The 26,535-nt window shown below is 73.5% G+C and carries 20 protein-coding genes and 1 pseudogene; 14 read left to right on the top strand and 7 right to left on the bottom strand.

The features are described 5' to 3' along the window. The 6 genes from ACWCO8_RS15560 to ACWCO8_RS15535 are packed head-to-tail and all read left to right on the top strand — an operon-like array spanning window position 1 to window position 6,980. On the top strand, window positions 1–1,311 hold the full coding sequence (locus tag ACWCO8_RS15560) for an O-antigen ligase family protein (RefSeq protein WP_451032624.1): 1,311 nt from the start codon (window positions 1–3) through the stop codon (window positions 1,309–1,311). Further along, window positions 1,304–3,292, top strand: a complete 1,989-nt coding sequence (locus tag ACWCO8_RS15555) for a lipid II flippase MurJ (protein WP_451032623.1) — start codon at window positions 1,304–1,306, stop codon at window positions 3,290–3,292. Before ACWCO8_RS15560 ends, ACWCO8_RS15555 begins: the two co-directional genes overlap by 8 nt. Further along, on the top strand, window positions 3,189–3,977 hold the full coding sequence (locus ACWCO8_RS15550; RefSeq protein ID WP_362014724.1) for a polysaccharide deacetylase family protein: 789 nt from the start codon (window positions 3,189–3,191) through the stop codon (window positions 3,975–3,977). Before ACWCO8_RS15555 ends, ACWCO8_RS15550 begins: the two co-directional genes overlap by 104 nt. Then, window positions 3,974–5,107 (top strand): glycosyltransferase, encoded by a 1,134-nt coding sequence (locus ACWCO8_RS15545; RefSeq protein WP_451032622.1) that lies wholly within the window; start codon window positions 3,974–3,976, stop codon window positions 5,105–5,107. The genes ACWCO8_RS15550 and ACWCO8_RS15545 overlap by 4 nt, the downstream gene beginning before the upstream one ends. A 26-nt stretch (window positions 5,108–5,133) precedes the next feature. Continuing rightward, the gene (locus ACWCO8_RS15540) at window positions 5,134–5,805 is read left to right on the top strand and encodes a lipopolysaccharide biosynthesis protein (RefSeq protein ID WP_451032621.1); all 672 of its coding nucleotides are present in this window, start codon (window positions 5,134–5,136) and stop codon (window positions 5,803–5,805) included. A gap of 26 nt (window positions 5,806–5,831) precedes the next feature. Next, window positions 5,832–6,980: a GNAT family N-acetyltransferase gene (locus ACWCO8_RS15535; RefSeq protein ID WP_451032620.1), complete on the top strand. Its 1,149-nt coding sequence runs from the start codon at window positions 5,832–5,834 to the stop codon at window positions 6,978–6,980. Between the two features lie 657 nt (window positions 6,981–7,637). Here ACWCO8_RS15535 and ACWCO8_RS15530 read toward each other — a convergent pair. Then, window positions 7,638–8,631: pseudogene (locus tag ACWCO8_RS15530) on the bottom strand (glycoside hydrolase family 26 protein); the annotation flags it as partial. Between the two features lie 156 nt (window positions 8,632–8,787). Here ACWCO8_RS15530 and ACWCO8_RS15525 point away from each other — a divergent pair. Together ACWCO8_RS15525 and ACWCO8_RS15520 are read left to right on the top strand one after the other, a co-directional pair. Then, complete coding sequence (locus ACWCO8_RS15525) at window positions 8,788–10,083, top strand: ATP-grasp domain-containing protein (RefSeq protein WP_451032619.1); 1,296 nt, start codon at window positions 8,788–8,790, stop codon at window positions 10,081–10,083. A 14-nt stretch (window positions 10,084–10,097) separates the two neighbouring features. Beyond that, a complete protein-coding gene (locus ACWCO8_RS15520; RefSeq protein WP_451032853.1) occupies window positions 10,098–11,354 on the top strand; it encodes an FAD-dependent oxidoreductase in 1,257 nt (418 codons plus the stop codon). Between the two features lie 58 nt (window positions 11,355–11,412). On the opposite strand, the gene ACWCO8_RS15515 is transcribed toward ACWCO8_RS15520, so the two are convergent. Further along, the gene (locus tag ACWCO8_RS15515) at window positions 11,413–11,646 is read right to left on the bottom strand and encodes a chaplin (RefSeq protein ID WP_451032618.1); all 234 of its coding nucleotides are present in this window, start codon (window positions 11,644–11,646) and stop codon (window positions 11,413–11,415) included. Between the two features lie 190 nt (window positions 11,647–11,836). Next, the gene (locus ACWCO8_RS15510; protein WP_451032617.1) at window positions 11,837–12,010 is read right to left on the bottom strand and encodes a hypothetical protein; all 174 of its coding nucleotides are present in this window, start codon (window positions 12,008–12,010) and stop codon (window positions 11,837–11,839) included. 182 nt (window positions 12,011–12,192) lie between these two features. Here ACWCO8_RS15510 and ACWCO8_RS15505 point away from each other — a divergent pair, with 182 nt between their 5' ends. Further along, window positions 12,193–13,227 (top strand): LCP family protein, encoded by a 1,035-nt coding sequence (locus ACWCO8_RS15505; RefSeq protein WP_451032616.1) that lies wholly within the window; start codon window positions 12,193–12,195, stop codon window positions 13,225–13,227. Here ACWCO8_RS15505 and ACWCO8_RS15500 read toward each other — a convergent pair. Further along, on the bottom strand, window positions 13,224–15,254 hold the full coding sequence (locus tag ACWCO8_RS15500) for a thioredoxin domain-containing protein (protein ID WP_451032615.1): 2,031 nt from the start codon (window positions 15,252–15,254) through the stop codon (window positions 13,224–13,226). The two genes, ACWCO8_RS15505 and ACWCO8_RS15500, sit on opposite strands and share 4 nt — an antisense overlap. A 148-nt stretch (window positions 15,255–15,402) precedes the next feature. Continuing rightward, window positions 15,403–15,795, bottom strand: a complete 393-nt coding sequence (locus ACWCO8_RS15495; protein WP_361668022.1) for a rodlin — start codon at window positions 15,793–15,795, stop codon at window positions 15,403–15,405. Between the two features lie 244 nt (window positions 15,796–16,039). Here ACWCO8_RS15495 and ACWCO8_RS15490 point away from each other — a divergent pair, with 244 nt between their 5' ends. Then, on the top strand, window positions 16,040–19,249 hold the full coding sequence (locus ACWCO8_RS15490; RefSeq protein WP_451032614.1) for a tetratricopeptide repeat protein: 3,210 nt from the start codon (window positions 16,040–16,042) through the stop codon (window positions 19,247–19,249). Window positions 19,250–19,342: 93 nt separating this feature from the next. Here the strand turns inward: ACWCO8_RS15490 and ACWCO8_RS15485 are convergent, their stop codons facing one another. Continuing rightward, entirely contained in the window at window positions 19,343–19,579 is a 237-nt protein-coding gene (locus ACWCO8_RS15485) for a hypothetical protein (protein ID WP_451032613.1), read from the bottom strand. Beyond that, window positions 19,572–20,453 (bottom strand): mycothiol conjugate amidase Mca, encoded by an 882-nt coding sequence (gene mca / locus ACWCO8_RS15480; RefSeq protein WP_362014743.1) that lies wholly within the window; start codon window positions 20,451–20,453, stop codon window positions 19,572–19,574. The genes ACWCO8_RS15485 and mca overlap by 8 nt, the downstream gene beginning before the upstream one ends. A 96-nt stretch (window positions 20,454–20,549) precedes the next feature. Between mca and ACWCO8_RS15475 the strand changes: the two genes are divergently transcribed. The 4 genes from ACWCO8_RS15475 to ACWCO8_RS15460 all read left to right on the top strand — a co-directional run bounded on the left by ACWCO8_RS15475 (window position 20,550) and on the right by ACWCO8_RS15460 (window position 26,511). After that, window positions 20,550–20,951 carry a DUF4307 domain-containing protein gene (locus tag ACWCO8_RS15475; RefSeq protein WP_362014744.1) on the top strand — a complete coding sequence of 134 codons (402 nt, stop codon included), beginning with the start codon at window positions 20,550–20,552 and terminating at the stop codon, window positions 20,949–20,951. A gap of 189 nt (window positions 20,952–21,140) precedes the next feature. Next, on the top strand, window positions 21,141–21,638 hold the full coding sequence (greA, locus tag ACWCO8_RS15470) for a transcription elongation factor GreA (RefSeq protein WP_362014746.1): 498 nt from the start codon (window positions 21,141–21,143) through the stop codon (window positions 21,636–21,638). A gap of 131 nt (window positions 21,639–21,769) precedes the next feature. Continuing rightward, window positions 21,770–24,148 (top strand): protein kinase domain-containing protein, encoded by a 2,379-nt coding sequence (locus ACWCO8_RS15465; protein ID WP_451032612.1) that lies wholly within the window; start codon window positions 21,770–21,772, stop codon window positions 24,146–24,148. A 41-nt stretch (window positions 24,149–24,189) separates the two neighbouring features. Next, entirely contained in the window at window positions 24,190–26,511 is a 2,322-nt protein-coding gene (locus ACWCO8_RS15460; protein ID WP_451032611.1) for a protein kinase domain-containing protein, read from the top strand. Window positions 26,512–26,535: the final 24 nt, after the last annotated feature.

The following is a 26,535-nucleotide window of genomic DNA, read 5'->3' as shown; positions in this document are numbered from 1 at the left end:
ATGACGACGGCGGTGGCCGCGACGGCCGGGGTTCTGCCGGGAGCGGCCGGGACCGACGTACGGGAGTGGGCGCGCCGGGCCGGCGCGCTCTCCCCGGTCCTCGCGGTGATCGCGCTGCTGCTCGTCCCCGGCGGGGGCGGCGCGGAGGGCGGTACGGGCGGGACGGGGACGATCGCGGACGCGGCGTCGGGACTGCTCGTGCTCATCTGCCTGGTGCGCGTGATGCGTTCCGGGGCGCGCCCGCTCAGCCGCGCGGCGGCGGTGGTGCTCGGGCTGCCGGTGCTCGGGATCTGCCTGGCGGCGATCACCTCGGGCGACCCGGCGGCGAGTCTGCCGGGCGTGGCGCGGTACGTGCAGATCTTCGTGCTCGTGCCGGCGGCCGTGCTGCTGATGATCCGCGACCGCAAGGACTTCGCGGTGGTCGCCTGGGCGCTGGTCGGTCTGGCGCTGCTGCAGGGCGCGGTCGGGGTCGTCCAGTACCTGACCGGGACGGGCGCTTCGTACCAGGGCGAGGACATCCGCGCGGTCGGGACCTTCGGTCCGACGGACGTGATGGGGATGGCGACGGTCGTCTCGTACGGGCTCGTCATCGTCACCGGGATCGCGCTGGGGAGCGGGCGGGGGCGGGCGCGGACCGCCGCCCTGGTCTGCGCCGGGCTGCTCTTCCTGCCCCTGGTCCTCTCCTTCAGCCGGGGCGCGTGGATCGCGACGGTGCTCGCGATCGCGATCCAGCTCGTGCTCTCGGGGCTTCGGCGGGCCGGACGGGTGGCGCTCGTCGTGGGCGCGCTCGGGGTGGTCCTGGTGGGCGGGCTCGGGGTGGGTTCGGCGATGGTGAAGGAGCGGGTCGCCAGCATCACGCAGGTGGCGGGCGCGCCGGACCAGTCGGTGACGGACCGGTACACGATGTGGGCGGCGGCCGGCCGGATGTGGGAGTCGGATCCGCTGACCGGGGTGGGCCTGAAGGGCTTCCCCGCGTACCGCGACTCGCACGCCTCGCTCGCGCTGTCCTCGGGCAGCGACACGGCCGGGGCGGGCGCGGCGTTCCGCAAGCAGCCGCTGCTCTCCCCGCACAACATGTACCTCCTCGTGCTGAGCGAGCAGGGCCTCCTCGGGCTTCTCGCGCTCGCGGGGAGCTGGTTCGCGCTGCTCGTGGGCGCGGTGCGGCGGATGGGCCTGGTCGCGATCGGGCTGCTGTCGTGGCAGCTCATCGACTTCTTCTACGCGGACATCGGCGGCCCCTCGACGGTCCTGATGTCGGTCGTGCTCGGCCTGGCGGCCTGGTGGTCGCTGGCGGAGGTGAAACGTGCGTGACCCGTGGGGCGGTGAGACCGAGTCCACGGACCGGGTGCCGCCTCCGGAGACCCCCGGGGAGCCCGGGACGCCCGTGTGGGCGGACCCGTGGGCCCCGGGCGTCCGGCGCTGGGCGGGCACGACGGCGCATGTCCCTCCCGTCCCCTACGCCGCTCCGGCCCACGCCTCCGAGACGGGCGCCCCCTCGGAGGCCGGCCTGCCGCCCGCCGTGACGTACCCCGACGACTGGCGACCGCGCGCGCGGCGGGGCGACGGCCCCGGGCGGGGCGGCCCGGGTGGCCGCGCCCCCGTCCCCACCCCCGCGCCCAAGGAGGCACCCGCCCGGGGCCGGCACAGTGCGCCGAAGGCCGCCGGGGGCGGCGGGTTCCTGCGGCGGGCCGCCGCCGTGACCGCGGGGCTCACGGCCGCCGGGGCCCTCCTGGGGCTCGTACGGGACCAGAGCCTCGCGCACTACTTCGGCGCCGGGGCCGAGACCGACGCGTTCCTGGTCGCCTGGACCGTGCCCGAGTTCGCGTCGACGCTGCTCATCGAGGACGCGATGGCGCTCATCCTCGTGCCCGCGTTCAGCCGCGCCCTGACCCGCAGGAGCGGCGCCGTCCGCGCCCTCGTACGCGCCACGCTGCCGCGGCTCGTGCTCGCCATGTCCGCGCTCGCCGGGGTCCTGATCCTCGCCGCGCCGCTGCTCGTCTCCGCGCTCGCGCCCGGCCTGCCCGACCCGAGCCTCGCCGTCGACTGCACCCGGCTCACCGCGACCTGCGTGCTGACCTTCGCGCTCGCCGGGTACTGCTCCGCCGCGCTGCGCGCCCACGGCTCGTTCCTGCCCCCGGCCGCCATCTACGTCGCGTACAACATCGGCATCATCGGCACGATCGTGGTGCTCCGCGAACCCTTCGGGGTACGGGCGGCGGCGGCCGGGGTCGCCGTCGGCGGCGCGCTGATGGTGGCGGTCCAGGCTCCGTACCTGATCCGGGAGTTGCGCGGCAGGCCGGGCGTTCCGCAGGGCGAGCGGTCCGGCGGCGACGGCCGTCTCCTGGTCCTCGGGCTGATCGCCCCCGTCATCGCGTTCACGGTCTGCCGCCAGTCGCAGATCCTCATCGAGCGCTTCCTCGCCTCGCCGCTCCCCTCGGGCTCCATCTCGCATCTGAACTACGCGCAGAAGGTCGCGCAGATGCCGATGATCCTGTCGCTGATGCTGTGCACGGTCTCCTTTCCCGTCGTCGCGCGCGCCATGGCGGCGGGCGACACGGACGGCGCAAGGCGCCGCGTCGAGCGCGACCTGCTGCTCGCCGCGGTCGTCGTCCTGATCGGCACCTCGATCGTCATCGCGGCCGCCCCCCAGATCGTCGAAGTCCTCTTCCAGCGCGGCGCCTTCGACCGCGGCGACACCGACGCGACCGCCGCCGTGATGCGCGTCTACGCCCTCGGGCTGCTCGGCCAGACCACCGTCGGCACCCTGGTCCGCTGCTACTTCTCCGCCGCCCGCCCCCTCTGGTACCCGGCCGCCGCCATGGCCGCGGGGCTCGCCCTGACCGCCGTCGCCGGGGTCGTCGGCGCCGGGTGGTGGGGCGCCGTCGGCATCGCCGCCGCCAACGCCCTCGGGATCACCCTGACCGCCGTCCTCATGCTGCGCGGCGCGCGCCGCCAGGCCATCCCGGTCCGGATCCGCTACCTCGGCGAGGGGCTGCTGCGGCTCGCGACCGCCGCCGCCTGGGCCACCGGCGCCGGCTGGCTCTGCTCGGTCCTGATCACCCCCGCGCTGCTCTCCCTCACCGTCGCGAGCGCGGTCTGCGTCGGCGTCTTCCTGCTCTTCATCGCCTGCGCCGCCCGTGCGCCCGACATCCCACCCCTCACCCGCACCGCATCCCGAAGGCTCGCCCATGCCCGCTGCCACGGCGCCCCCCACCGCCGCGATCCGTCGACTGCTGCCGAAGCCGCCCCCGTGGGTGGTGATGTACCACTCGATCGCCGACACCACGGATGACCCGTACCGGGTGACGGTCTCCCCCGTGCGGTTCGCACGGCAGCTGCACTGGCTGCGCGACCGGGGGCTGCGCGGGGTCTCCGTCCGCGAGCTGCTCGCCGCACGCGCCGCGGGCCGCGCGAAGGGGCTCGTGGGCCTCACCTTCGACGACGGGTACGCCGACTTCGTCGAATCGGCGCTGCCGCTGCTGCGCCGCCACGACTTCACCGCCACCGTGTACGTCCTGCCCGGCCGGATCGGCGGCGAGAACGCCTGGGACGGCGAGGGCCCGCGCAAGCCGCTGCTCTCGGAGGACGGCATCCTGCGGGTCGCCGAGGCCGGCATGGAGATCGGTTCGCACGGCCTGCGGCACGTCTCGCTGCCCACCCTGGACGCGGCGACCCTCGCCCGGGAGACCGCGCGCAGCCGGGAGCTCCTGGAGGAGATCACGGGCGCACCGGTGGACGGGTTCTGCTACCCGTACGGGGACGTCGACGCCCGCGCGGTCCGGGCCGTGCGGAAGGCCGGGTACCGCTACGGCTGCGCCATCGACCCCGGCCCGCTGACCTGCGCGCACGCGCTGCCCCGTGTCCACATCGGCGAGGACGACACCCCCTGGCGGCTGACCGTCAAGCGGCTGCTGCACCCGCTGCGCCGCCGCCACCCGGACGACCTCGGGCTCGCCGCCCTCCAGGAGACGTCATGAAGGTCCTGCACATCATCACCGGCCTCGGGATCGGCGGCGCCGAGCAGCAGCTGCGGCTGATGCTGCGTCACCTGCCGGTACGCAGCGAGGTCGTCACGCTCACCAACCCGGGACCGGTCGCCCGCGGCCTCGCGTCCGACGGGGTCCCGGTCACACACCTCGGCATGGCCGGCAACCGGGACCTGGGGGCCCTGCCCCGGCTCGCGGGGATCGTCCGCAGGGGCGGGTACGACCTCGTCCACACGCACCTGTACCGGGCGTGCGTGTACGGCAGGCTCGCGGCCCGCCTCGGCGGGGTCCGTACGGTCCTGGCGACCGAACACTCCCTCGGCGACACGCAGATCGAGGGCCGCCCGCTCTCCGCCGGCACCCGCGCGCTGTACCTGGCGAGCGAGCGGCTGGGCACGACAACGGTCGCCGTCTCGCCGAGCGTCGCCCGCCGGCTGGCCGACTGGGGCGTGCCGGGCCCCCGGATCGAGGTGGTGCCCAACGGCATCGACCGGGCGCGCTTCGCCTTCGACGAGACCGCGCGCCGCCTGACCCGGAAGCAGCTCGACCTGCCGGAGGACGCGTTCGTCGTCGGCGGGGTCGGCCGCCTCGCGCCCGGCAAGCGCTTCGACCGTCTCGTGGAGGCGGTGGCGGCGGTTCCGGAGGCTCGGCTGCTGCTCGTCGGGGAGGGCCCCGAGCGCGAGCGGCTGCTCGCCGCGGCCCGCGAGGCCGGGGCCGCCGACCGGGTGCTGCTGACCGGCGCCTGCGAGGACCCGCCGCCCGCGGACTCCGCGGGGCCCGACCTGCCGTCGCTGCTCGCGGCGATGGACGTCTTCGTCTCCACCTCCCCCGACGAGACCTTCGGGCTCGCCGTCGTCGAAGCCCTCGCCGCCGGACTTCCGGCGCTGTACGTGGCCTGCCCGGCCATCGACGACCTGGCGCCCGACGAGGCCCCGGGGGCCCGGCGCGTCGGCCGGTCCGTACCCGAACTCGTCTCCGCGCTGCGCGGCATCCGCGACGCCCGGCTCGCCCGGCTGCCGCAGCCCGCCGCCGCGCGCCGCTACGACATCGCGCACAGCGCACAGCAGTTGCTGTCCCTCTACGAACAGGCCGTCCACGGCACCCCTCCCCTCGCGAAGTGAGTCCACCGATGTCTCCCAAGTCCCCGATGAGCCCCCCGAGTCCCCGCCGCGCCCGGCTCACCGCCGCCGCCCGGCGCACCCCCCGCCGCCTCCTCGTGCTGCCCGCGTCCGTCCTGATCGGCGCGGCCCTCGGCGGGGGCTACGGGGTCGTGAAGACCCCGCAGTACGCGGCCACGAGCTACGTGATCGTGGTCCCCGGCGAGAAGTCCGACCCGGCCGCCGCGCTCGGCTTCGCCCAGGCGTACGGGCGGGTCGCCACCGACATCGCGGTGACCGGCGACGCGCAGGTGTGGGCGGGCGTCCCGGCCGCGACCCTGCGCGAGAGCGTCCAGGCGGCGACCTCCCCCGACGCGCCGATGATCTCGATCACCGCGCGGTCCACCACCCCCGCCAAGGCCGTCTCGATGGCGGACGGCGTGGCCCGCGCCCTGGTCCTCAACAGCACGCACGTCTCGGGGAGCACGGGCGTGAAGGTGGTGCAGTTCTCCCGCGCCACCAAGCCGGTGGCGCCCGTCTCGCCCTCGGCCACGCTCTCGGCGCTCGTCGGCGGCTGCGCGGGCGGTCTGCTGGGCGGCCTGGCGCTCCTCGTACGGCCGCAGCGCGCGGCACGCGCGGAGGCCCGGCACTCCCGGCAGACCACGGCCGCCGTGCCCGGGCCGACGGTCGCCAAGGAGCAGCCGGAACCGGAGACGGTGTGACGGGGGCCGGGGCTTCGGGGAGAGGCGTGAGAGGCGAGGTCTGCGCGGACGGCGCGGAGTTCGGCCGGCTCGCCGAACGCTGGGCGTCGCTGTACGCCCGCTGTTCGACGGCCACCCCGTTCCAGTCGCACTCCTGGCTGCACTCCTGGTGGGTGTCGTACGGCACCCCGGGCGCGCTGCGCGTGGTGCTCGTACGGCGGGAGGACGGCGAACTGGTCGCGGCGGCGCCCCTGATGCGCGCCCCGGGTCCGCTCCCGGTCCTCACCCAGCTCGGCGGCGCGATCACCGACTTCACGGACGTCCTGCTCGACGACGCGTGCCCGGAGGCGGCCCCCGCGCTCGCACGGGCGATGGCCCGGGCGGCGCGCGGGGCGGTGATCGATCTGCGCGAGGTCCGGCCGGGCGCGGCCGCGGAGCAGGTCTTCGCCCGGTGGCGGGGGCCGCGCCGGCGGCTGCCCGACTCGCTCTGCCTGGAACTGCCCGCCGTGCCGATGGACGCCCTCCTCGAGCGGATTCCGTCGAGCAAGGCCCAGCGGGTGCGGGCGAAGCTGCGGAAGCTGGACGCGCTCGGGATCGACGAGCGGATCGTGCCGGGGGACGAGGTGCCGGACGCCCTCGACCGGCTCCTGAAGCTGCATCAGCTGCAGTGGCAGGGCCGGGGCGTGACCGTCGAGCACACCAGTGACCGGTTCGCCCAGCATCTCGCGCGGGCCGTGCGGCCCATGGTCGAGCGCGGGGACGCGCGGGTGACGGAGTTCCGGCTCGGCGGGGACGTCGTCGCGGCGGACCTGACCCTGATGTCGCCGCGGCTCGCGGGCGGCTATCTGTACGGCGCGGATCCCGTGCTGCGCGAGCGGAAGGTCGACGTGGCGACGATGCTGCTGCGGCACGGCGCCCGGGAGACCAGCGCGAGCGGGCGGGCGACGCTGAGCATGCTGCGGGGCACCGAACCGTACAAGCAGCACTGGCGGCCCGAGACCGTCCCCAACCAGCGGCTGATGCTGGCGGGGAACGGTACGGCTCCGCTGCTGTGGCTGCGCGCGGGGGCGGCGGACGGCAGGCGCTGGGCGGCCCGGCAGGCGCGGGAGCGGGCCTGGGTCGGGCGGGCGCTCGGGCGGCTGCCGGGACCGCTCCGAGCACGGCTCCCGGGACGGGCCGACGGCGGCGGGGGATGATCTCCTCCGCCGCCGTCGGGGGTGGGCGTCAGAACGGCCAGTCGTCGCTGTCCAGGAGGTCCTCCCAGGCGTCGTTGACCTCGGCCTCGACCTCGTCCTTCCAGTTCATCTCGACCTTCGGGACGCAGACCTTGCCACCGGTCCAGCTCTCGACCCACGAACCGAGGTTCAGGGCCCAGCAGGTCTCCTCGGGCGCGGGCTGCGGCTTGGGCTCGGGCTTCGGCTCAGGCTTCGGTTCCGGCTTGGGCTCGGGCTTCGGCTCAGGCTTGGGCTCCGGCTTCGGCTCGGGCTTGGGCTCCGGCTTGGGTTCCGGCTTCGGCTCGGGCTTCGGTTCCGGCTTCGGTTCCGGCTTCGGTTCCGGCTTCGGCTCGGGCTTGGGCTCCGGCTTCGGCTCGGGCTTGGGTTCCGGCTTGGGCTCGGGCTTCGGTTCCGGCTTCGGTTCCGGCTTGGGTACGGGGTTGGTCGGGACCTCGGGCTCCGTCGGGATCCCCGGCAGCTCGGGCTCCGTCGGGACCTCGGGTACTCCGGGCACCTCCGGAACCCCAGGCACCTCGGGAAGCCCCGGCTCCTCAGGTACCTCAGGTACCTCGGGAAGCTCCGGCTCCTCCGGGATCTCCGGAATCTCCGGAATCTCCGGCTCCTCCGACTCCGCGCTCGACAGCATGTCGCGGAAGACCTGCGAGGAGCGCGGGTTGGCGTCGCACTGCCAGACGCCGTGCGGACAGTAGTCCGTGATCGTGTGGTAGAGCGGCTGATGCTCGTCCATCCATTCGAGCATCCGCCGCATGTACTCGGGATTGTCGCCGTTCCGGAAAAGACCCCATTCCGGGTACGAGATCTCCTTGCCGTGCTCGGCCGCGAAATCCACCTGCTTCTGCAGCCCGTACGGCTCGCTCACGTGCTGGTCGAAACTCGACCCCGACGGCTGGTCGTACGAGTCCATCCCGATGATGTCGACCACGTCGTCACCGGGGTAGCACTGCGTCCACGGAATGGCGTCCGTGCCCCGGCTCGGATTGAAGTCGAAGCGGAACTTCTGGCCCGGTACGGAACGCATCGCGGTGACGATCCGCGTCCAGTACTTCTTCCAGGCCGTGGGATCCGGCGCGCACCGGTGGGTGTACGTCGTCCCGTTCATCTCCCAGCCGAGGACGATGACGGTGTCGGTGGCCTTCAGCGAGACGAGCCGCTCGGCCAGCTTCTTGAAGTGGTGGTCGTAGTACCCCGCGGCGCCGAGCTGGAGCTGCCGGCGGACCTCGTAGTCGGAGACCCCGGCCTCGTTCCGCTCCAGCATCGGTACGTTCAGCACGAACAGCCGGTCGGCCTGCTGGTTCCGCCACTTCGCCCAGGCGTCCAGGAAGCCCGGAGGGCTCTCGATGTTCGACCAGAGGTCGCCGGGGAGGTAGGTGTGGCCGACCCGGAGCTCCCGGCCGCCGAGCCAGCGCTCCAGCTGACCGATCCGGTTGACGCCGAACGGCCCCGATTCGAGGAACGCGCCCAGGGCGGTGGAGAGAGTCGGTTCGGGGTCCCGTGTCGTTACGGATTCGGCGGCGTGGGCCGGAGAGGACAGCACGACGGAACCTGAGGCGAGGAGACCTGCGGTGAACACCCCCAGCCACACACTCGATGTCTTCCGCTTCCTGTTGGCCATGGCCGCTCCTTCGCGCACTACACCATTTGATGGTCCATCAGTCCGATACTCAGAAAGTATTCCTAATAAGCCGACCGTGAACTCCGCTCCGATCTGATCAGTAGTCCATTGGTGTATTTCATCGCCCAGTTGGGGCACCCGAGACGAAGGAAAGCCGTGCCGAGTTTTGACACCCGCGTCCCCGCAGTCCTCGTGCGACTCGACCCGAACCCCTTTCATCACGGCACGCTCGGCGCGGCGCGCTCCCTGGGCAGAGCCGGAGTCCCGGTCCACGCGGTCCTGGAATCGCCCACCACCCCCGCCGCCCGCTCCCGCTACGTCCGGACCGTCCACACCCGCCCCGCGCCGCTCTCCCCGTCCGCCCTCCCGGCCGCCCTGGCCGACCTCCTGCTCCGGCTCTCCGCCGACCTGGCGACCCCCGCGCTCCTGGTCCCCCTCGACGACCTCGGCGCCCTCGCCCTGGCGGAGCACCGCGCGGAGTTGACGGACCGCTACCTCCTGCCCGACCAGTCGGCTGGCCGCCTCGCCCGGGTCGCCGACAAGGCCGAGCTCGCCGAGACCTGCCGCGCCCTGTCGCTGCCGCACCCCCCGACCGAACTCCCGGAGAGCGCCGACGAGGCGGCCGCCATGGCCTGGGCGCTCGGCCTGCCCGTGGTCGCCAAGTGGAGCCGCCCCTGGCTGCTCCCGCCCGGCAGCGGCCTGCGCTCCACCTCGATCGTGCGGTCGCTCTCCGAGGTCCGGGCGCTGTACGTCCGTACGCCCGAGGCCGGCAGCCGGCTGCTGCTCCAGGGCCTGCTGCCGCCGGGGCGCGACCTGGACTGGTTCTTCCACGGGTACGCCGACTCCGCCGGGCGCGTCGCCGCCGGGGCCGCCGGGCGCAAGGAGCGGTCGTGGCCGGAGGGGGCGGGGCTCACGGCGGTGGGCCGCTGGACGGCGAACCCGGTGGTCGAGCGGATGGCCGGCGAGCTGCTGGCCGCGCTCGGCTACCGGGGCGTGTTCGACCTGGACTTCCGGCTCGACCGGGCGACCGGCGCGTACCACCTGCTCGACTTCAACCCCAGGCCCGGCGCCCAGTTCCGGCTCTTCGCCGACCCGGACGGGCTCGACGTCGTCCGGGCGATGCACCTGGACCTGACGGGCCGTACGGTCCCGGCGCATTCGCCCTCGTACGGCCGCCGGTTCGTCGTCGAGAACTACGCGGCGCTGTCCGTGCTCACCTCGCCCGGGCGACGGCGCACGGACGAGCCGCGCGGGCGGACGGAGACGGCCTGGTTCGCCGCCGACGACCTCGCGCCCGCGCTGGCGATGGCCGGGACCTGGCTCCTGCACGTCCTGCGCAAGGGCCTGGTGACGCTCCGTCGCCTGCTCTCCCCGGGCCACCCACGGAGGGTGGCGGCCGTGCCGTCGCCGCCGACGGCCCGTACAGCCTCCGACCGCATGACCCGACGATGACAACGGAAGGCACCATGTACGACCTGGTGATTGTGGGAGCCGGACCCTACGGGCTCTCGGTTGCCGCCCACGCGGCGGCCCACGGCCTGAACCTGCGGACCTTCGGCCGCCCGATGGAGTCCTGGCACGCCATGCCCTCGGGCATGTTCCTGAAGTCCGAGCCCTGGGCCTCGCATCTCTCCGACCCGCGCGGGGCGTACGGACTCGACGCCTACGCGTCCTCCCGAGGAGTCCGCGCCGAACACGGCGTCCCGCTCCCGGTCGGCTTCTTCGCCGACTACGGCGACTGGTTCGCCCGCCAGACGGTCCCGGCGCTCGACGAGCGCCTGATCGCCTCGGTCGCCCCCCACCCCGACGGCTTCGAGGTGGTCACGGAGGACGGCGAGTCGCTCCGTACGCGGACGGTGGCCCTCGCCGTCGGCGTCCTGCCGTTCATGGAGATCCCCGGCCCCCTGCGCGGGCTGCCGCGCGCGTACGTCACCCACAGCAGCCACCACGGCGACCTCGACGGCTTCGCGGGGCAGGACGTCACCGTCGTCGGCGCCGGTCAGGCGGCCCTGGAGACGGCGGCGATCCTCACCGAACAGGGCGCCCACGCCCGGATCCTGGCCCGCTCGGACCGGCTGAACTGGAACACCCTGCCGCCGGCCCTCGACCGCGGCCTCTGGCAGTCGCTGCGCGCCCCGCACACGGGCCTCGGCTGCGGCTGGCACAACCGCCTGTACGCGGACACCCCCGGGCTCTTCCGGCGGCTGCCCGCGCCCACCCGTGAGCGGATCTTCGACTCGGCCCTCGGCCCGGCGGGCGCGTGGTGGCTGCGCGAACGGTTCGCGGCCGTGGGCGACGTACGCCTCGGCACGCACATCGTCGCCGCGGAGCCGACCGCCGACGAGCGGCTGCGGCTCGAGGTGTCCGGGCCCGCGGGACCGGCCGTCCTGACCACCGACCACGTCATCGCGGCGACCGGGTTCACCCCGAGCCTCGACCGGGCCGGGGTGCTCTCCCCCGCGCTCCGGGGCTCTCTGCGCACGGTGGGCGCGGGCGGTGCGCCGGAGGTCGGGGCGCTCTTCGAGTCGTCGCGGCCGGGCCTGTTCCTGGCGGGGCTGCTGACGGCGCCTTCGTACGGGCCGTCGATGCGGTTCGTGTTCGGTGCGGGCTACACGGCCGGGCGGCTTGTGCGCGGGGTACGGCAGCGGCTGCGTGCCACGGCGCGTGGCACGGTGGCCCGTCCTCGTACGGGCGAGGAGCGGACGCCGGCCGCGCGGGCATGACGAAGGGCCGGCCCCCGGAACGTCGCAGGACGTTCCGGGGGCCGGCCCTGAGCGTGCGTCAGGCGTTGACGCAGGTGTTGAAGGCAGTCGGGTTCAGGATGCCGATCACGTTCACGGAGTTGCCGCAGACGTTGATCGGGACGTGGACCGGAACCTGGACGACGTTGCCCGAGAGGACACCCGGCGAACCGATGGCCGCACCGTACGCGTCGGCGTCCGCCATCGCGGGGGCGGCCGCACCCAGGGCCATGAACAGTCCGGCGACGACGACCGCGGCCTTCTTGCACTTCATTTTCTTAGGTCCTTTCCGCGGCGGACGGAATTTCGCGGATTTCGCGAATCGCCGGAGCATTGGAGCCCCCGACCTCCACCGCACACATCACAACGACCATGCCCCGGAAAGGAAACCGGCTTATCGCCACCGGAGCGGTATTCACTCCATTGAGCCCACCGCACCTGGGGCGTCGGAGCGATCGGACGCGTCAGCGCGGCCAGACGGGCATCGCGACCAGCCGCTCCCACTCGCGGTCCGGCATGCCGGGGACGGTGCGCCCGGCCAGCGCCCACTGCTGCACGAGCGAGGAATAGACGGGGAAGGGTCCCCTGTCGACAGGTGGCGGGTCCGCCACATAACGGCTCTTCGGAATGAAGGCCATCCGCTCCCATTTCCCGGGATCGGCTGCCATCTTCCCTCCCCTCCACGGCGGTTCCCGCATCATTACACAGTGCCCGCAGGAGAGTGATTCGACCGAACCATGTCGCGTCGCGAACCTGTGTGCGACGGAGACCGCTTTACGGTGCGGGTTCACCTGTTCCCGAACCTCGGTGGTGAGCACATATGACCGTAGTCAGATCCTCCCGCACCCGCCGGATCGCGCTCGCCTCGGCGGTGTTCGTCGTCCTCGGATCGGGGGCGCTCGCGGGCGCCGCCCCGGCCCTCCCGTCCCCGCCCGACGGGCTCAACATCCTGGTGGTCGGGGTGGACAGCCGGGCGGGGCTCACCGCCGACGAGTTGAAGCGGTTCAAGGCCGGCGGCAGGGGCTGCGACTGCAGCGACGTGATGATGCTGGTGCACGTCTCCGCCGCCGACGACCGGGTCAGCGTGGTCAGCCTGCCCCGTGACTCGCTCTCCTCCCTGCCCGAGGAACACGTCGACCAGCGGACGGGCAAGGTGCACGCGCCGCACCTGGTGAAGATCAACGCGGCTCACACGGAAGGCGGACCCGCGTTCACGATCGAGGCCGTCGAGCGGATGACGGCCACGCCCGTCCACCGCTATCTGGAGATCGACTTCCGGCACTTCATCGACGGCGTGGACCGCGTCGAGGACGGCGTGCCGATCTGCACGGCGGAGCCGCTCAAGGACCCGGTCACGGGGATCGACCTCGCCCCGGGCACGAAGCGGGTCCGGGGCGGCGAGGCGCTGCAGTACGTACGGTCGCGGCGCGACGGGAACATGGACTTCGGGCGGATCAAGAAGCAGCAGAAGTTCGTCCTCAACATGTGGCGGACGCTGCGGAGCGACCTGCCCCACGACCCGGTCCGGCTGTGGCGGATCGCCTCCACCCTGCGATCCGCGCCGGAGGCCGAACGCTCCCTCTCCGTACCGGAGATGGTCGGGCTCGCCTTCCGGCTGCGGAACCTGGGTCCGGCCGACCTGGAGTTCGCGACCGTACCGATCACCCGCTTCAACCCCACCATCGGGGGCGTCGGGTCCTCCATCTCCTGGGACAAGGAGCAGGCGGCGGAGGTCTTCGAGGCGCTGCGCTCCGACCGGCCGCTGCCCGAGGCCCGCCCGACGTCCACGAGCACGATCCCCAAGGGCCTGGGCGACTACCGGCCGACCGGAGGCAGCTCCCTCGTCTGCGACTAGCCGGAGAGCGAGCGGGCCAGGTCGGCCGGGTCGGTCGTCGGCGCGTCGCAGGTGAAGTGGCGGCAGACGTAGGCGGCCGCGCCGCCGTTCACCAGCGGGCGGTCCTTGAGCAGCGGGAACTCCTCGCTGTCCGGGGCGCCGAAGGCGACGACCGCGCCGGGCGCCGGGCCGAGCAGTGCGGTCCGGTGCAGCGCCCGGGCCGGGCCGTCTTCGCCGGGGCCGCCGACCACCGCGATCTCGCGCGGCCCGTCGAGCAGGGCCTCCGCCGTGGCGAGCCCCCAGCCGATGAACCGGGGCGCGCGCGGACCGAGCGCCTTGACCACGCCGAGGGCGCCCTCGGCCGCGGTGCGGTGCGCCTCGGAGCCGGTGTGCGCGGCGTACGAGAGAAGGGCGCCGGCGGCGGCCGTCCAGCCGGACGGGGTCGCGTTGTCCGTGGGGTCCTGGGGGCGGCGGATCAGGGTCTCGGCGTCGTGGGCGGTGTCGTAGAGCGCGCCGCCCTCGGCGACGAACTGGTCGAGCACGATGTCGAGGAGGAAGCCCGCGAACTCCAGCCAGACGCCCTCGCCGGTCACCCCGGCGAGCGCGAGGAAGCCCTCGGCGACATCGGCGTAGTCCTCCAGGACCCCCGCGTTCGCCCCGGCCTTGCCGTCCTTGGAGGTACGGGAGAGCCGCGCGCCCTCGCCCATGTGGAGCCGTACCAGCAGGTCGGCGGCCTCGGTGGCGCGCTCGACGAGGTCGGGCCGGTCGAAGAAGGCGCCGGTCTCGGCGAGCGCGGCGATCGCGAGGCCGTTCCAGGCGGCGACGATCTTGTCGTCGCGGCCGGGGCGCTCGCGCGCGTCGCGGGCGGCGAGCAGCCGCTCCTTGATCGAGGCGATCCGGTCGGCGTCGGCGACCCCGGCGTCCTGCGGGAGCTGGAGGACGGAGGCGCCCTCCTCGAAGGTGCCCTCGACCGTCACCCCGAAGTACCGCGCCGCGTACGCGCCGTCCTCCTCACCGAGCACGGCGTCCAACTGCGCAGGCGTCCAGACGTAGAACGCGCCCTCGACGTGCTTGCCGGTGCCGTCGTCGCTGTCGGCGTCGAGCGCGGAGGCGAAACCGCCCTCGGGGGTGCGCAGTTCGCGGACCATGAAGTCGGCCGTCTCCAGCGCGACCCGCCGCGCCAGATCGCTGCCGGTGGCCCGCCACAGGTGCGCGTACAGACGGCACAGCAGGGCGTTGTCGTAGAGCATCTTCTCGAAGTGCGGGACGACCCACTCGCGGTCCACGGCGTAGCGGGCGAAGCCGCCGCCGAGCTGGTCGTAGATCCCGCCCCTGGCCATCGCCTCGCAGGTGTCGGACGCCATCTGCAGCGCGCCCTCCGCTCCCGTACGGGCGTGGTGGCGGAGCAGGAACTCCAGCGCCATCGACGGCGGGAACTTGGGCGCCCCGCCGAAGCCGCCGCTGCGGCTGTCGTACTCGCGGACCAGGCCGAGCAGCGCCTGGGCCAGCTCCTCCTCGCCGGGCACGCCGTCGCCGCCATAGGCGAGCGAGCGGGCGGAGAGGTCCTTGACGATCTTCCCGGCGACCTCGCCGACCTCGTCACGGCGCTCGGTCCAGGCCCGGGCCACCCCGTCGAGGACGTCCCCGAAGGAGGGCATGCCGTGCCGGGCCTCGGGCGGGAAGTACGTACCGAAGTAGAAGGGCTCCGCGTCCGGGGTGAGGAAGACGGTCATCGGCCAGCCGCCCTGCCCGGTCGCCGCCTGCACGGCCTCCATGTACACGGCGTCGACGTCGGGCCGCTCCTCGCGGTCGACCTTGACGGCGACGAAGTGCTCGTTGACCTGGGCGGCGGTCGTCTCGTCCTCGAAGGACTCGTGGGCCATGACGTGGCACCAGTGACAGCTGCTGTAGCCGACGCTGAGCAGCACCGGGACGTCGCGGCGGCGGGCCTCCTCGAAGGCCTCGGCCGACCACGGCCACCAGTCGACCGGGTTGTCGGCGTGCTGGAGGAGATAGGGGGACGTCTCATGGGCCAGTCTGTTCGGCATGCCCCCATCCTCGCGCACACGGCGAGGCCCCGGTCGTACGCCACGGGTGGCGGCGGCAGAACGGGGCAGGGATGGTGGTACGCGAAGCGGCCCCGTTCCTCGCAGGTCGAATGCGAGGAACGGGGCCGCCTCAACGGCGCGGTCGGACTCAGCCGCCGACGTTCCCGTTCTGGGAGAGAACCTCGCCCAGGATGTGCGAGAGGGCGTTGTCGCCGTTCTGCTGCACCGCGTTCTGGTTGCAGGTCTGGTTCGAGACCGGGTTGCCCAGAACGTCCTGGACGGCGACCGGAACGGCGATGACGCCGATCGGGACCTGCGCCTGGAGCTTCTGGACGTCGAAGCAGTGCAGGACGCCACCGTTGACGAGACCGAAGTTCGGGCTCATGTAGCCGCCGGTGGAGTTGGAGCCGATCGACTGCTTCGACGTGTTGCCGATGATGTTGGCGCTGCCGCCGTCGTTGCCGGCCGCGGACGCGGCGGTCGCCGTCACACCGACGACCGAAGCCGCAACTGCCGCCGTAGCGAGAACCTTCTTGATCACGAGTCTTCCTTCTTGAGCTCGAGGGCCCTGGAACGCTCCGTTAGCCGAAGCACGCTGATCAACTGCCCGAAATCGGATTGGTTCCGGGGCGTCACTCGGACGCGGTATTCGGCTGATGAACGCCATCGGACGCCGTGTCGAGGGCCAGGCGTTCGGGAGGCGGGACGGCCCGCTCCCTCGCGCCGACGCGCGTCACGCAGGACACTTGGGGCCGGAAAGCGGAAGCTCTCGGAGGGGGACGCACATGCGGGACAGCCACCGGGCCGACGCCGAGCGGCTGTTGGCACGCGCCGTGGAGGAGGAGGTGCGGCGCTCCGGGGGCCGCTCCGACGCCACGGCCCTGCTGGCACGCGGCCGGGCCGCGCTGGACACCATGGCGGCGAGTGCGGGCGAGGAGTACGCGGCCTATCTACGGGCCCTGGAGGAGGCGGAGGCCGGGCAGCGGTCCCTGGGGGATCGATTCAGCAGAGCCGCGGTGGGAACGCCCGTGCTGGTCACGGCCGTCGCGGCGGTCGCCGCCTTCGGCGCGGACCTGGCGCTCGGCACCGCCACCGGGACGGCGCTGGGCGCCGGGGCCGCGGTCGCGGTGGCGGGTGCGGCGGCGACCGTCCTGAAGGTGACCGCGGGGCACTGGCCGGCCGCCCACCGCAGGGCGGGCGCGCTCGGCCAGCCGGGCGGCCCCGAGCAGCTGCGGCTGCAGTGGCTGACGGCGCTCGACGTACGGGGCGTGCGGCCGTTCCTCGACCAGCAGCGGGTGCTGCTGGCGACGGCCCAGCAGCCCGCGCAGAAGGTGGTGTCCCAGCTGCGGGGCTCCGACCGCAGCGCGGCGGCCCGTAGACGTACCGTCCTGGAGCAGTCCTTCGGCCATCTGCCGGACCCGGGCGGGCCGTTCGCGGGGCGGCGGACCGAGCTGGCACAGATCACGCAGTGGGTGCAGGCGGGCCGGGCCTCGACCCGGACGCGGCCGACGGTCGTGATGCTCCACGGGGAGCAGGGCGCGGGCCGTACGACGCTCGCGGTGCGGGCGGCGCACGCGCTGCGGGACCAGTTCCGCGGGGCGTGCGTGGTGGACCTGCGGGGCGGGACGCCCGGCGAGAAGCCGCTGTCGACCCGGGAGGCGCTGCTGCATCTGCTGAACCGGCTCGGCGCGCCGCGTGAGCAGCTGCTGTTCCGCGAGCGGTCGTCCGCGGAGCAACAGGTGCGCAGGCTGGGCGAGTTGTACCACCAGCATCTGACCGGTCTCGCCGTGACGGTGATCCTGGACGACGCGGTGGAGGCGGAGCAGGTCCGGGTGCTGCTGCCGGAGCGCTCGGACAGTCTGGTCCTGGTGACCTGCCGGGAGCCGCTGGACCTGGGCGCGGACGTGCCGGCGTCGGTGCACGCGCTGCCGGTGGCGGCGCTGGACGCGGCGGGCGCGGAGGAGCTGCTGCGGGAGGCGGCCCAGGCGCCGGATCCGGGGCCGTACGACGCCGAGGCGTTCGGGGAGGTCCGGGAGCTGTGCGGCGGGCTGCCGCTGGCGCTGCGGGTCGCGGGTTCCTCGCTGGGCCGGCGGTCGATGGGCGAGCTCGCGCGGTCGCTCGCCGGCCGCGGGAGCGGGGATCCCGTCGAACGGGCCCTTTCCGTGCGGTACTTCACCGATCTCGACGAGGACGGGCGGCGGCTGTTGCGGCGGCTCGCGCTCGCCGGGCGGGCCTCGCTGGGGGCCGCCGCGGCCGGGGCGCTGCTCGGCGCGAGCGGGCAGGAGGGGGCGCGGCTGCTCGCGGAACTGGCCCGGGCGGGGCTCCTGGACCATGTGCGCGGGGAGCGGTACCGGCTGCACGACGCGGTGCGCGGGTTCGCGGCGGTCCGGCTGGCCGACGAGGAGGACGCGGCGGCGATCGCGGCGGCGCAGGAGCGGCTGATCCAGAACTACGCGGAGCTCGCGGACGCGGTGATCCGGATGGTCGACGGCAAGATGTCGACGCGCGCGGACCGCTTCGACGGGCACGGCTTCGGCTCGCTGGACGCGGCGCTGCGCTGGCTGGACGACGAGTCGAGCTTCATCACGGCGGCCCTGCGGCACGCGGAGGGCGTCGACCAGCAGGCCGTACTGAACCTGCTCGGCGCGCTCTGCGACTACTGCCTGCTGCGCGGCGACCTCTACCGGCTCGGCGAGATCAACGAGCTCACGGACGCGGTCGGGCAGGGGCTGCTGTCCCGGTCGGTGCAGTGGCGGACCGGTATCGCCGCCCGGCAGCTCGGCGAGCTGGACAAGGCGCGCACCACGCTGACCTCGGTGGTCTCGCTCTACCAGGAGGCACACCAGGACGCGGGGGCGGCGCTCGCGCTCTGCTCGCTCGGGATCACCCTGCACCACCAGGGCAACCTCGCGGAGGCCTCGGCGAAGCTGCGGGAGGCCCTGGTGCTCCAGGAGCCGGCGTCGCTCGCGGCCGACCGGGGCTGGACCATGCACGCCCTCGCGGCGGTCGAGCGGGACCGGGCGAACCTGGCGGAGGCGCTTGCGCTGCTGGGCGGGGCCCTGGAGCTGCACCGGGTGAACGAGTCCCTGCACGGCGAGGCCTGGGCGCACTTCCAGCTCGGCCAGGTCTGTCTGCGGATGGGCGACGTGGAGCGGGCCGACACCGAGCTGCGGACGGCCCTTGACCTGTACGGGCGGACCCGGGACGGGCGCGGCGAGGCGTGGGCGCTGACCCAGCTGGCCCGGGGCCGGCTCGTCGAGGGCGAGATCGCGCCCGCGGTCGACGGGCTGCGCCGGGCGCTCGCCCGCCACCGGGAGCAGGAGGACGCCCGGGGCGAGGCCTGGACGCTGTACTACCTGGGGCACGCCCTGGAGGAGCGCGGGGACCTGGACCAGGCGGTACGGGAGCTGGAGCGGGCGCGCACGATGTTCTCCCGGATGCGGGACGTGTACGGGCTCGCGTGCGCCCGGCACCACTCGGGGCGGGTCACGCGCGACCAGCGGGCGGCCCAGACCGGCAATCTGCGCAACTCCGGCTTCGCCCGGCAGCTCCTGGTGGACGCGCGGGCGGACTTCCACCGCATCGGGGTGGCCCACGGCGAGGCGTGGACGTGCCTGGAGCTGGCGATCGTGGACGCGGGGAACGGGAAGACCGCGCAGGCCCTGGAGCTGTGCGGGGAGGCGGAGCGGCTGTTCCTGTCGTACGGCGACCGGCGGGGCGCCGACTGGGCCCGCTTCCTGCGCTGCACGCTGCTCCCGTACGCCTCGCCGGGCGGGGTGGTGGTGGGCACGGCGGTGGCCCAGGAGGAGCTGGCCGTGCTGATCCAGGACCGGCACGCGACCCGGGACGGCAAGGTGGAGGACTGCGCGGAGGCGTACGCGCTGGTCCTGGAGCGGGGCGTGCAGCTGGAGTCGGGCTGGCAGGCCTGGCAGCTGGGCATGGTCCCGAACCGGCACGCGCGCGAGGTGATGGGGGTGCCGGTGGGGGTGGCCTGAGGCGCCCGAGATCGGGGTCGCCGAAGGGCGGGCCCCGGGATCGCCGAGGTGCGGGCTCCCTTCTCGGGGAGCCCACACCTACGGCCGTCGTGCCTACTCGCGCGGGGCGGCCTTGGCGGCGGCGGGGGCCGCCTTCGGGTCCGGGGTCTCCTCGAAGGAGACCTTGCCCATGTGGCGGTTCATCGACTTCATCAGCATCCAGACGGCGACCGCCATCACGGCGAAGACGACGAAGCCGAGGACGCCGGGGGTCACCTTGTTCTTGTCCAGCTCTTCGGCGGCGAAGGGGACAAGCTGGGTCAGTGCCAGGTGTGCGCTCATGTCAGGCATTGTCGCGGATGCCCGCGAAGAGGTCGTCCTCGGGGAGGGAGGTGGGCACCAGCGACTTGCTGAGCTCGTACTCCTCCGTCGGCCAGACCTCCTTCTGGATCTCCATCGGCACCCGGAACCAGCCGCCGTCCGGGTCGATCTGCGTACGGTGCGCGATCAGGGCCTTGTCGCGGATCTCGAAGAAGTCCGCGCACGGGACGTGCGTGGTCAGGATCCGCTCCGTGCGCTCGAACTCGTCCCAGCGCTTCAGCCAGTCGCCGTACGGGGACTCCATGCCCCGGTCGAGGAGCGCCCGGTGCAGGGCCTCGGTGCGGGGGCGGTTGAAGCCCTGGTTGTAGTAGACCTTCTGCGGCTGGTACGCCGGGCCGAACTCGGCCTCCGGGTACTTCTCGGTGTCGGCCGCGCCGTCGAAGGCCACCATCGTGATCTTGTGGGTCATGATGTGGTCGGGGTGCGGGTACCCGCCGTTCTCGTCGTAGGTCGTGATGACCTGCGGACGGAAGGCGCGGATCTTGCGGACCAGGGCCCCGGCCGCCGTGTCGACGTCCTCCAGGGCGAAGCAGCCCTCGGGGAGCGGGGGCAGCGGGTCGCCCTCCGGCAGGCCGGAGTCGACGAAGCCCAACCACTCCTGCTCGACGCCCAGGATCTCCCGGGCCTCGTCCATCTCCTTGCGGCGCACCTCGTGGATGTTCGCCTCGATGTAGGCGTCGCCCTGGAGCTTGGGGTTGAGGACGGAGCCACGCTCGCCACCCGTGCACGTGACCACGAGCACGTCCACCCCCTCGGACACGTACTTGGCCATGGTCGCCGCGCCCTTGCTCGACTCGTCGTCGGGGTGGGCGTGAACGGCCATCAGTCGCAGCTGCTCAGTCAAGACTCGATCCTCTGTGATTCGTCGCTGAGGGAGGTCTCTATAGTGACGGAAAACGGGGGTAGGAAAATTCCCACCCCCGCTGCGAGAGGAACGATCATGAGCGCGGTGCGAGAGCAGCTGCCCGAGGGGCGCTACGGGCGCTCCGCGGACGAGCGCGCCGACCGCAAACTCAAGATCGCCGGCGCCGTTCTCGGCGTGCTGTTCCTCGGGCTCATGGGCTGGTTCGGCTGGCACTACGTGGTCGAGAGCAGGATCAGCGCCGAGATGATCAAGTTCGACGTGGTGAGCGACACCGAGGTGCAGGTGCACCTGGAGGTGCGCAAGGACGTCGACGCGCAGGGCGTGTGCACGCTGCGCTCCCGTTCCGAGGACGGGGCCGAGGTGGGACGCAAGGACGTCCGCTTCGACCAGGCCGAGGGGCGCATCGACACCGTGGTGACCGTCCGGACGACCGCGCGGGCCACCAGCGCCGAGCTCGTCGGGTGTAGCGCGCCGTAGCGGTGGGTAGGGACCGGGTGGCGTGTCGAACCCCGGTTCACCCGCTGACCAGGCGTGACGCCATCTTGATGGTTTATGTCCTCCCCCTTTCTGCCACTAATTGTTAGGCTCGTGGTTTCGCCCGCCCGGGAAGGAAAACCTTCTGGGTAGGGCGATGCTTTGTATTCCCAGTACCTACGAGGAGCACCTGTGACCCAGACCAGCGACAACGTCACCTGGCTCACCCAGGAGGCGTACAACCAGCTCAAGGCCGAGCTGGAGTACCTGTCTGGTCCCGCGCGAACCGAGATCGCCGCCAAGATCGCCGCGGCGCGCGAGGAGGGCGACCTGCGCGAGAACGGCGGGTACCACGCGGCCAAGGAGGAGCAGGGCAAGCAGGAGCTCCGGGTCCGCCAGCTGACCCAGCTCCTGGAGCACGCCAAGGTCGGCGAGGCCCAGGCCGACGAGGGCGTCGTCGCCCCCGGCATGGTCGTGACGATCGCCTTCGACGGCGACGAGGACGACACGATGACCTTCCTGCTGGCCTCGCGCGAGTACGCCAGCGGCGACATCGAGACGTACTCCCCGCAGTCCCCGCTCGGCGTGGGCGTGAACGGCAAGAAGGCCGGCGAGGACGCCGAGTACGAACTGCCGAACGGCAACAAGGCCGCGGTGAAGATCCTCAGCGCCAAGCCGTACACCGGCTGAGCCCGCTCGCGGTGACAAGGGCCGGACCCCTTCGGGGGTCCGGCCCTTCGCTGTGCATGCACATGTAATGATGCGGGCTGACGTCATGTGCTGACGTCGTGTCACGTCGCGTCACAAGGGGGGACTGAGACGTGCTGGGACCGCTGCGTGAGGGCACGCCACGGCAGATCGGACCGTACGAGGTGCTGGCCCGGCTCGGGGCCGGCGGCATGGGAGAGGTCTTCCTGGGCCGGGCGGACCACGGGGGCACCTTCGTCGCCGTGAAGACCGTCCGGCGGGACGTGGCCGCCGAGCCCGCCTTCCGGGACCGCTTCCGCCGCGAGATCAAGGTCGCCGGGCTGGTGCGGAGCACGTACGCCGCCGCACCGGAGGGCGGGGACGCGGACGCCGAGGTGCCGTGGCTGGCGACCGCGTACGTCCCCGGGCCGAGCCTGTCGCAGGCCGTCCGGCGGGGCGGCGCGCTGCCGGTGGCGACGGTACGGGAGCTGGGCGCCGGGATCGCCCGCGCGCTCGCGGACCTGCACACGGCCGGGGTCCTGCACCGCGACCTCAAGCCGGGCAACGTGATGCTCTCCGTGGACGGCCCGCGCCTGATCGACTTCGGCATCGCCCGCAGCACCGGCGCCACGACCATGACCGCGACCGGGATGATGGTCGGCACCCCGGCCTTCATGTCGCCCGAGCACGTCCTGGGCGCGCGGCACGTCACGGGGGCCTCGGACGTCTTCTGCCTGGGCTCGCTGCTCTGCTACGCGGTGACCGGCGAGGACCCGTTCGGGGACGGCCCGCTGGCGGCCGTCCTGTACCGCGTCTCCCAGGCGGAGGCGGACCTGAGCCGCGTCCCGGACGAGCTGCGCCCGGTGGTGGAGCGCTGCCTGCGCCTCGCCCCCGCGGAGCGCCCGACCCCGGAGGAGCTGGTGGCCCTGCTGGGCGGGGAGCGCCGTCCGGCGTGGCCGGAGGGCGTACGGGACCACATCGGCGAGTACGGCCGGGAACTGGCCCAGCTGGTGGCGTCGGGCGGACCGCTGCTGGAGGTCCCGGCGGCGGCCCCTGTGCCTGCCCCCGGGATGGACCAGCTGCCGACTATGGGGGCTGTGCCTGGGCCTGCTCCTTCGGGGAAGCGGCGGCGCCGGGGGGTGATCGCGGGGGTGGTGGCGCTCGCGGTGCTCGGTGCGGGGGTGGGCGCGTACCTGCTCTGGCCGGAGGCGGAGCGGAAGGCCCCGCCGGCGAAGGCGGCTCCGCCGCCCGCGACCGCGCCGGCCGTGGCGAAGGTCGCCGGTGTCGACGACCGGGGCCTGGCCGACGCCTCCGGCGTCGTCCCGCAGAACCCGGCACAGCGGCCGCCCGGCTGGAAACCGTGGCAGGCCAAGCTGACGGCCCCGGCGTTCGGCTGCTCGGCCGGGGAGTCCGTGGTGGTGTGCCGGACGGTGGACGGGCGGTACGAGGCGCTGGATCCGGCGAGCGGGAAGCGGGTGTGGGAGGCGGACCTGGTTCCGGACCCGCGCACAAACACCAGTTTCATCGGACCCACCGGTGGGATCTTCATCGCCGGTTCGACCGCTCGGCCGATGGTCCACGACTCCGCCGTGGTCCTCACCTCCGGCGAGAAGCTCCAGGTGCGGGAGGCGCGGAGCGGGAAGGTCCGCTGGGAGAAGAAGGCCTGGGGCTCGCAGGACGCCGCCAGTCGACCCCTCGTGGGCGACGGCATGGTCTTCGCCACGACCCGTTCCACGACGGAGGAGAACACGGGCAGGCTCCAGGTCTTCCTGAGCGCCTTCTCCCTGGCCGACGGCCGTCAGCTGTGGACCAAGGCCCTGACCAACGCGTTCCTCTCCCGCGCGGAGTACCGCGCCTTCGACGCCGTGGCCTTCGCCCAGGGGCGGGTGTACGCGGTCAGCGACGCCGGAATCGTGGCGTACGAAGCGAAGAGCGGCGACCTGCTCGGGCAGGTCGCCAAGGAGGCCGAGGGCTGCATGACCGTGAAGGTCCTCGGTCCCGCGGCGTACTGCACCGACCACGTGATCGACCCCGTGGACAGGTCGGAGCGGACGGTGCTGCACGTCATGGACGCGGCCACCCTCGCGCCCAGGGCCGCGCTGCCCGCACCGGTCGCGGCGCTGGACGCGGCCGCCATGGACTCCCGGACGGTCGTCGCCACCGGCGACAAGGGCGTGTCGGTCCATGACGCGAAGACGGGGTCGCGGCTCGGCCAGTACCCGATCAAGGCCGCCCCGGCGGGGCTGGCGCAGGCGCTGTCGGCGCCCCTGCTCGCCGGCGACCAGGTCGTGTACGCCGACTACACCTCGCTCTACACCGTGCGGATCGGCAAGGACGGCAAGCCCTCCGCGCTGGACGTGCGGCCGGTTCCGGGCGCGCCGGGGCCGCGCGCGAAGAAGAACGAGCAGGACTTCGCCGAGATGATCCGGTCACCCGACGTGCTCGTCATCGGCGGTATCGCCCACATCGTCTACGACCAGGGCGTCATCGCCTCCGTCGAGCTTCCGAAGTGACGTACCGGACTTCCAACTGACGTACTGAAAGGATGTGTTCGGTGCTGGAAGCACTGCCCTCCGGGCAGCCGCCGCGCCTCGTCGGCCCCTACCGGCTGCTCGCCCGGCTCGGCGCGGGCGGCATGGGCGAGGTCCATCTGGCGTGCCGGGCGGACGAGCCGACGGCCGATCCGTACCGGATGGTCGCCGTGAAGACCGTCCGGGAGGACCTGGAGGTCGACGGCGACTTCCGGACCCGGTTCCGGCGCGAGATCACGGCCGCGCGGGCCGTGAGCAGCCCGTACGCCGCGTTGCTCGTCGACGCGGACGCCGACGCGGCCGTGCCGTGGCTCGCGACCGAGTACGTCCCCGGCCCCTCGCTCGCCGAGGCCGTCACCCGGGCCGGGACACTGCCCGTCGCGGCGGTACGGGCGCTGGGCGCGGCGCTCGCGCGGGCGCTGGACTCGGTGCACCGGGCGCAGGTGCTGCACCGGGACCTGAAGCCCGCGAACGTGCTGCTCGGGGCCTCCGGGCCCAAGCTCATCGACTTCGGCATCGCGCAGGCCTTCGAGGCGACGGCGCTCACCTCGACGGGGCTCGTGGTCGGCTCGCCGGGGTTCATGGCGCCGGAGCACCTGGTCGGGAGCCGGGCGGTCGTGCCCGCGTCGGACGTCTTCTGCCTGGGCGCGGTGCTCGCGTTCGCGGCGAGCGGGCGCGGGCCGTTCCACGACGAGGAGTTGGCGTCGGTCATCTTCCGGATCAGCCGGGCGGACGCCGAACTGTCCGGCGTACCGGAGGAGTTGCGACCGGTCCTGGAGCAATGTCTGCGGCTCGACCCGGCGGAGCGTCCGACCGCGGCGGAGCTGGTGGAGCTGCTGGGCGCGGAGGTGCCGACGGCGTTCCCGTGGCCGGGCGGGGTGCTGTCGCTGCTCGCGGAGTACGGGGATTCGGCGCGGCGGATCGGTGAGGCGGCGGGGTCGGGCGCGGGCGTGGCGGACCTGCCGACGATCGGCCCTGTGGTCCCGTACTCCCCCACGGTGGCGGGTCGACGGCCCGCGGCCGCCGAGCCGTCGGAGGCGCGGCGTCGTCCGTGGGGGCGGATCGCGGCGGGAGCGGTGGCCGTGGCGGTCCTCGCGACCGCGGGGGTCGTGGTGCTCAACCGGGAGGGCGGGTCCGGCGGACAGGGCGGCTCGGCCGGGGCCACGCCGAGCGGCGGCGCGAGTTCGGGAAGCCGTACGCCGACACCGAGCGCCGGGCCCATGGCGCTCGACCATGTGATCCAGCCGTACGGGGGCGAGGGCCACGCGAGCGACTTCGGCAAGGACGGCGCCGACCACAGGGCCCGGCCGAAGGGCTGGTCCCCTTGGGCCGTCCAGGTTCCGGCGGGCGTCGGCCCCTGCTCGCTCGGCCCCGAGGTCCTGGTCTGCTCGGGCGACGGCGGCTCCGCGGTCGCGCTGCGCGCCGCCGACGGCACGAAGCTCTGGGCGAAGCCGTCGAGGGGCGCGGAGTTGCAGACGGGCTCCCAGTACCCGGCGGTCGTCGGAGACGTGGCCTGGGTGACCGCGCACGACGGGGTTGTCGGGTACCGGCTGAGCGACGGCAAGGAGGTGGCGCGGCAGCCCGCGCCCGGGGGTGTGTACGCGGTCAAGGGGACGGATCTGCACGGCGACGTCCTGTACACGACGTACGTCGACAGCACGGAGATGGAGAAGCCGGGCGGGTTGGTGACGGCGGTCGACCTCGCGGGCGGCAAGCCGAAGGAACGGTGGCGTACGCCCATCTCCGTCTTCCCCGAGTCGCCGGTCGTGGCGGGCGGGCAGGTGTACGTCACCGGGGACGGCACCGTGCGGGCACTGGACGCCGGGACGGGGAAGGAGACGGCCCGGGCCCGGGAGCTCGACAGCTGCTTCCACGTCGTCGTCCGCGCGGGCCGCGTCCTGTGTCCGCCGTCAGGGGGAGAAGGCGTCGACGTCCTCGACGCCCGAACTTTGCGGCGGGAGCGGACCATCGGGAAGGGGATGCAGGTGACGGTCCCGCCCGCGGTGAACTCGGCGGGGGTGGTGGCGCTGACCGACGGCGAACGGCTCGCCACGTACGACCTGAGAACGGGGGCGGAGCGGTGGAGCCGACAGCTCGATGACGGCGGATCGTCGATCGCGTTCGCCGGCGAACGGGTGCTGTCCGTGTCGAAGCAATCGGTCACGTCGCTTCCCGTGACCGACCCCCCGGCCACCCTCCGCGGCGCGGACAGGAGGAGCTTCGAGGCACCCGAGGGGTCGGGCGCCGTCGAGGGCGAGGACTTCGCCTCCGGCGCCGTCGTCGCCGGCGGGGCCGTCTTCATCTCGCTCGCCAGTGGGGTCGTCGTCTCGGGGTACGCGCCCTGAGTCCCTGAGGCCTGAGACGACGGC

The organism is Streptomyces sp. NPDC001927, from assembly GCF_053594455.1.
Note: the sequence above shows the minus strand (reverse complement) of the source record. Positions and strands in the feature narration are given on the sequence as shown.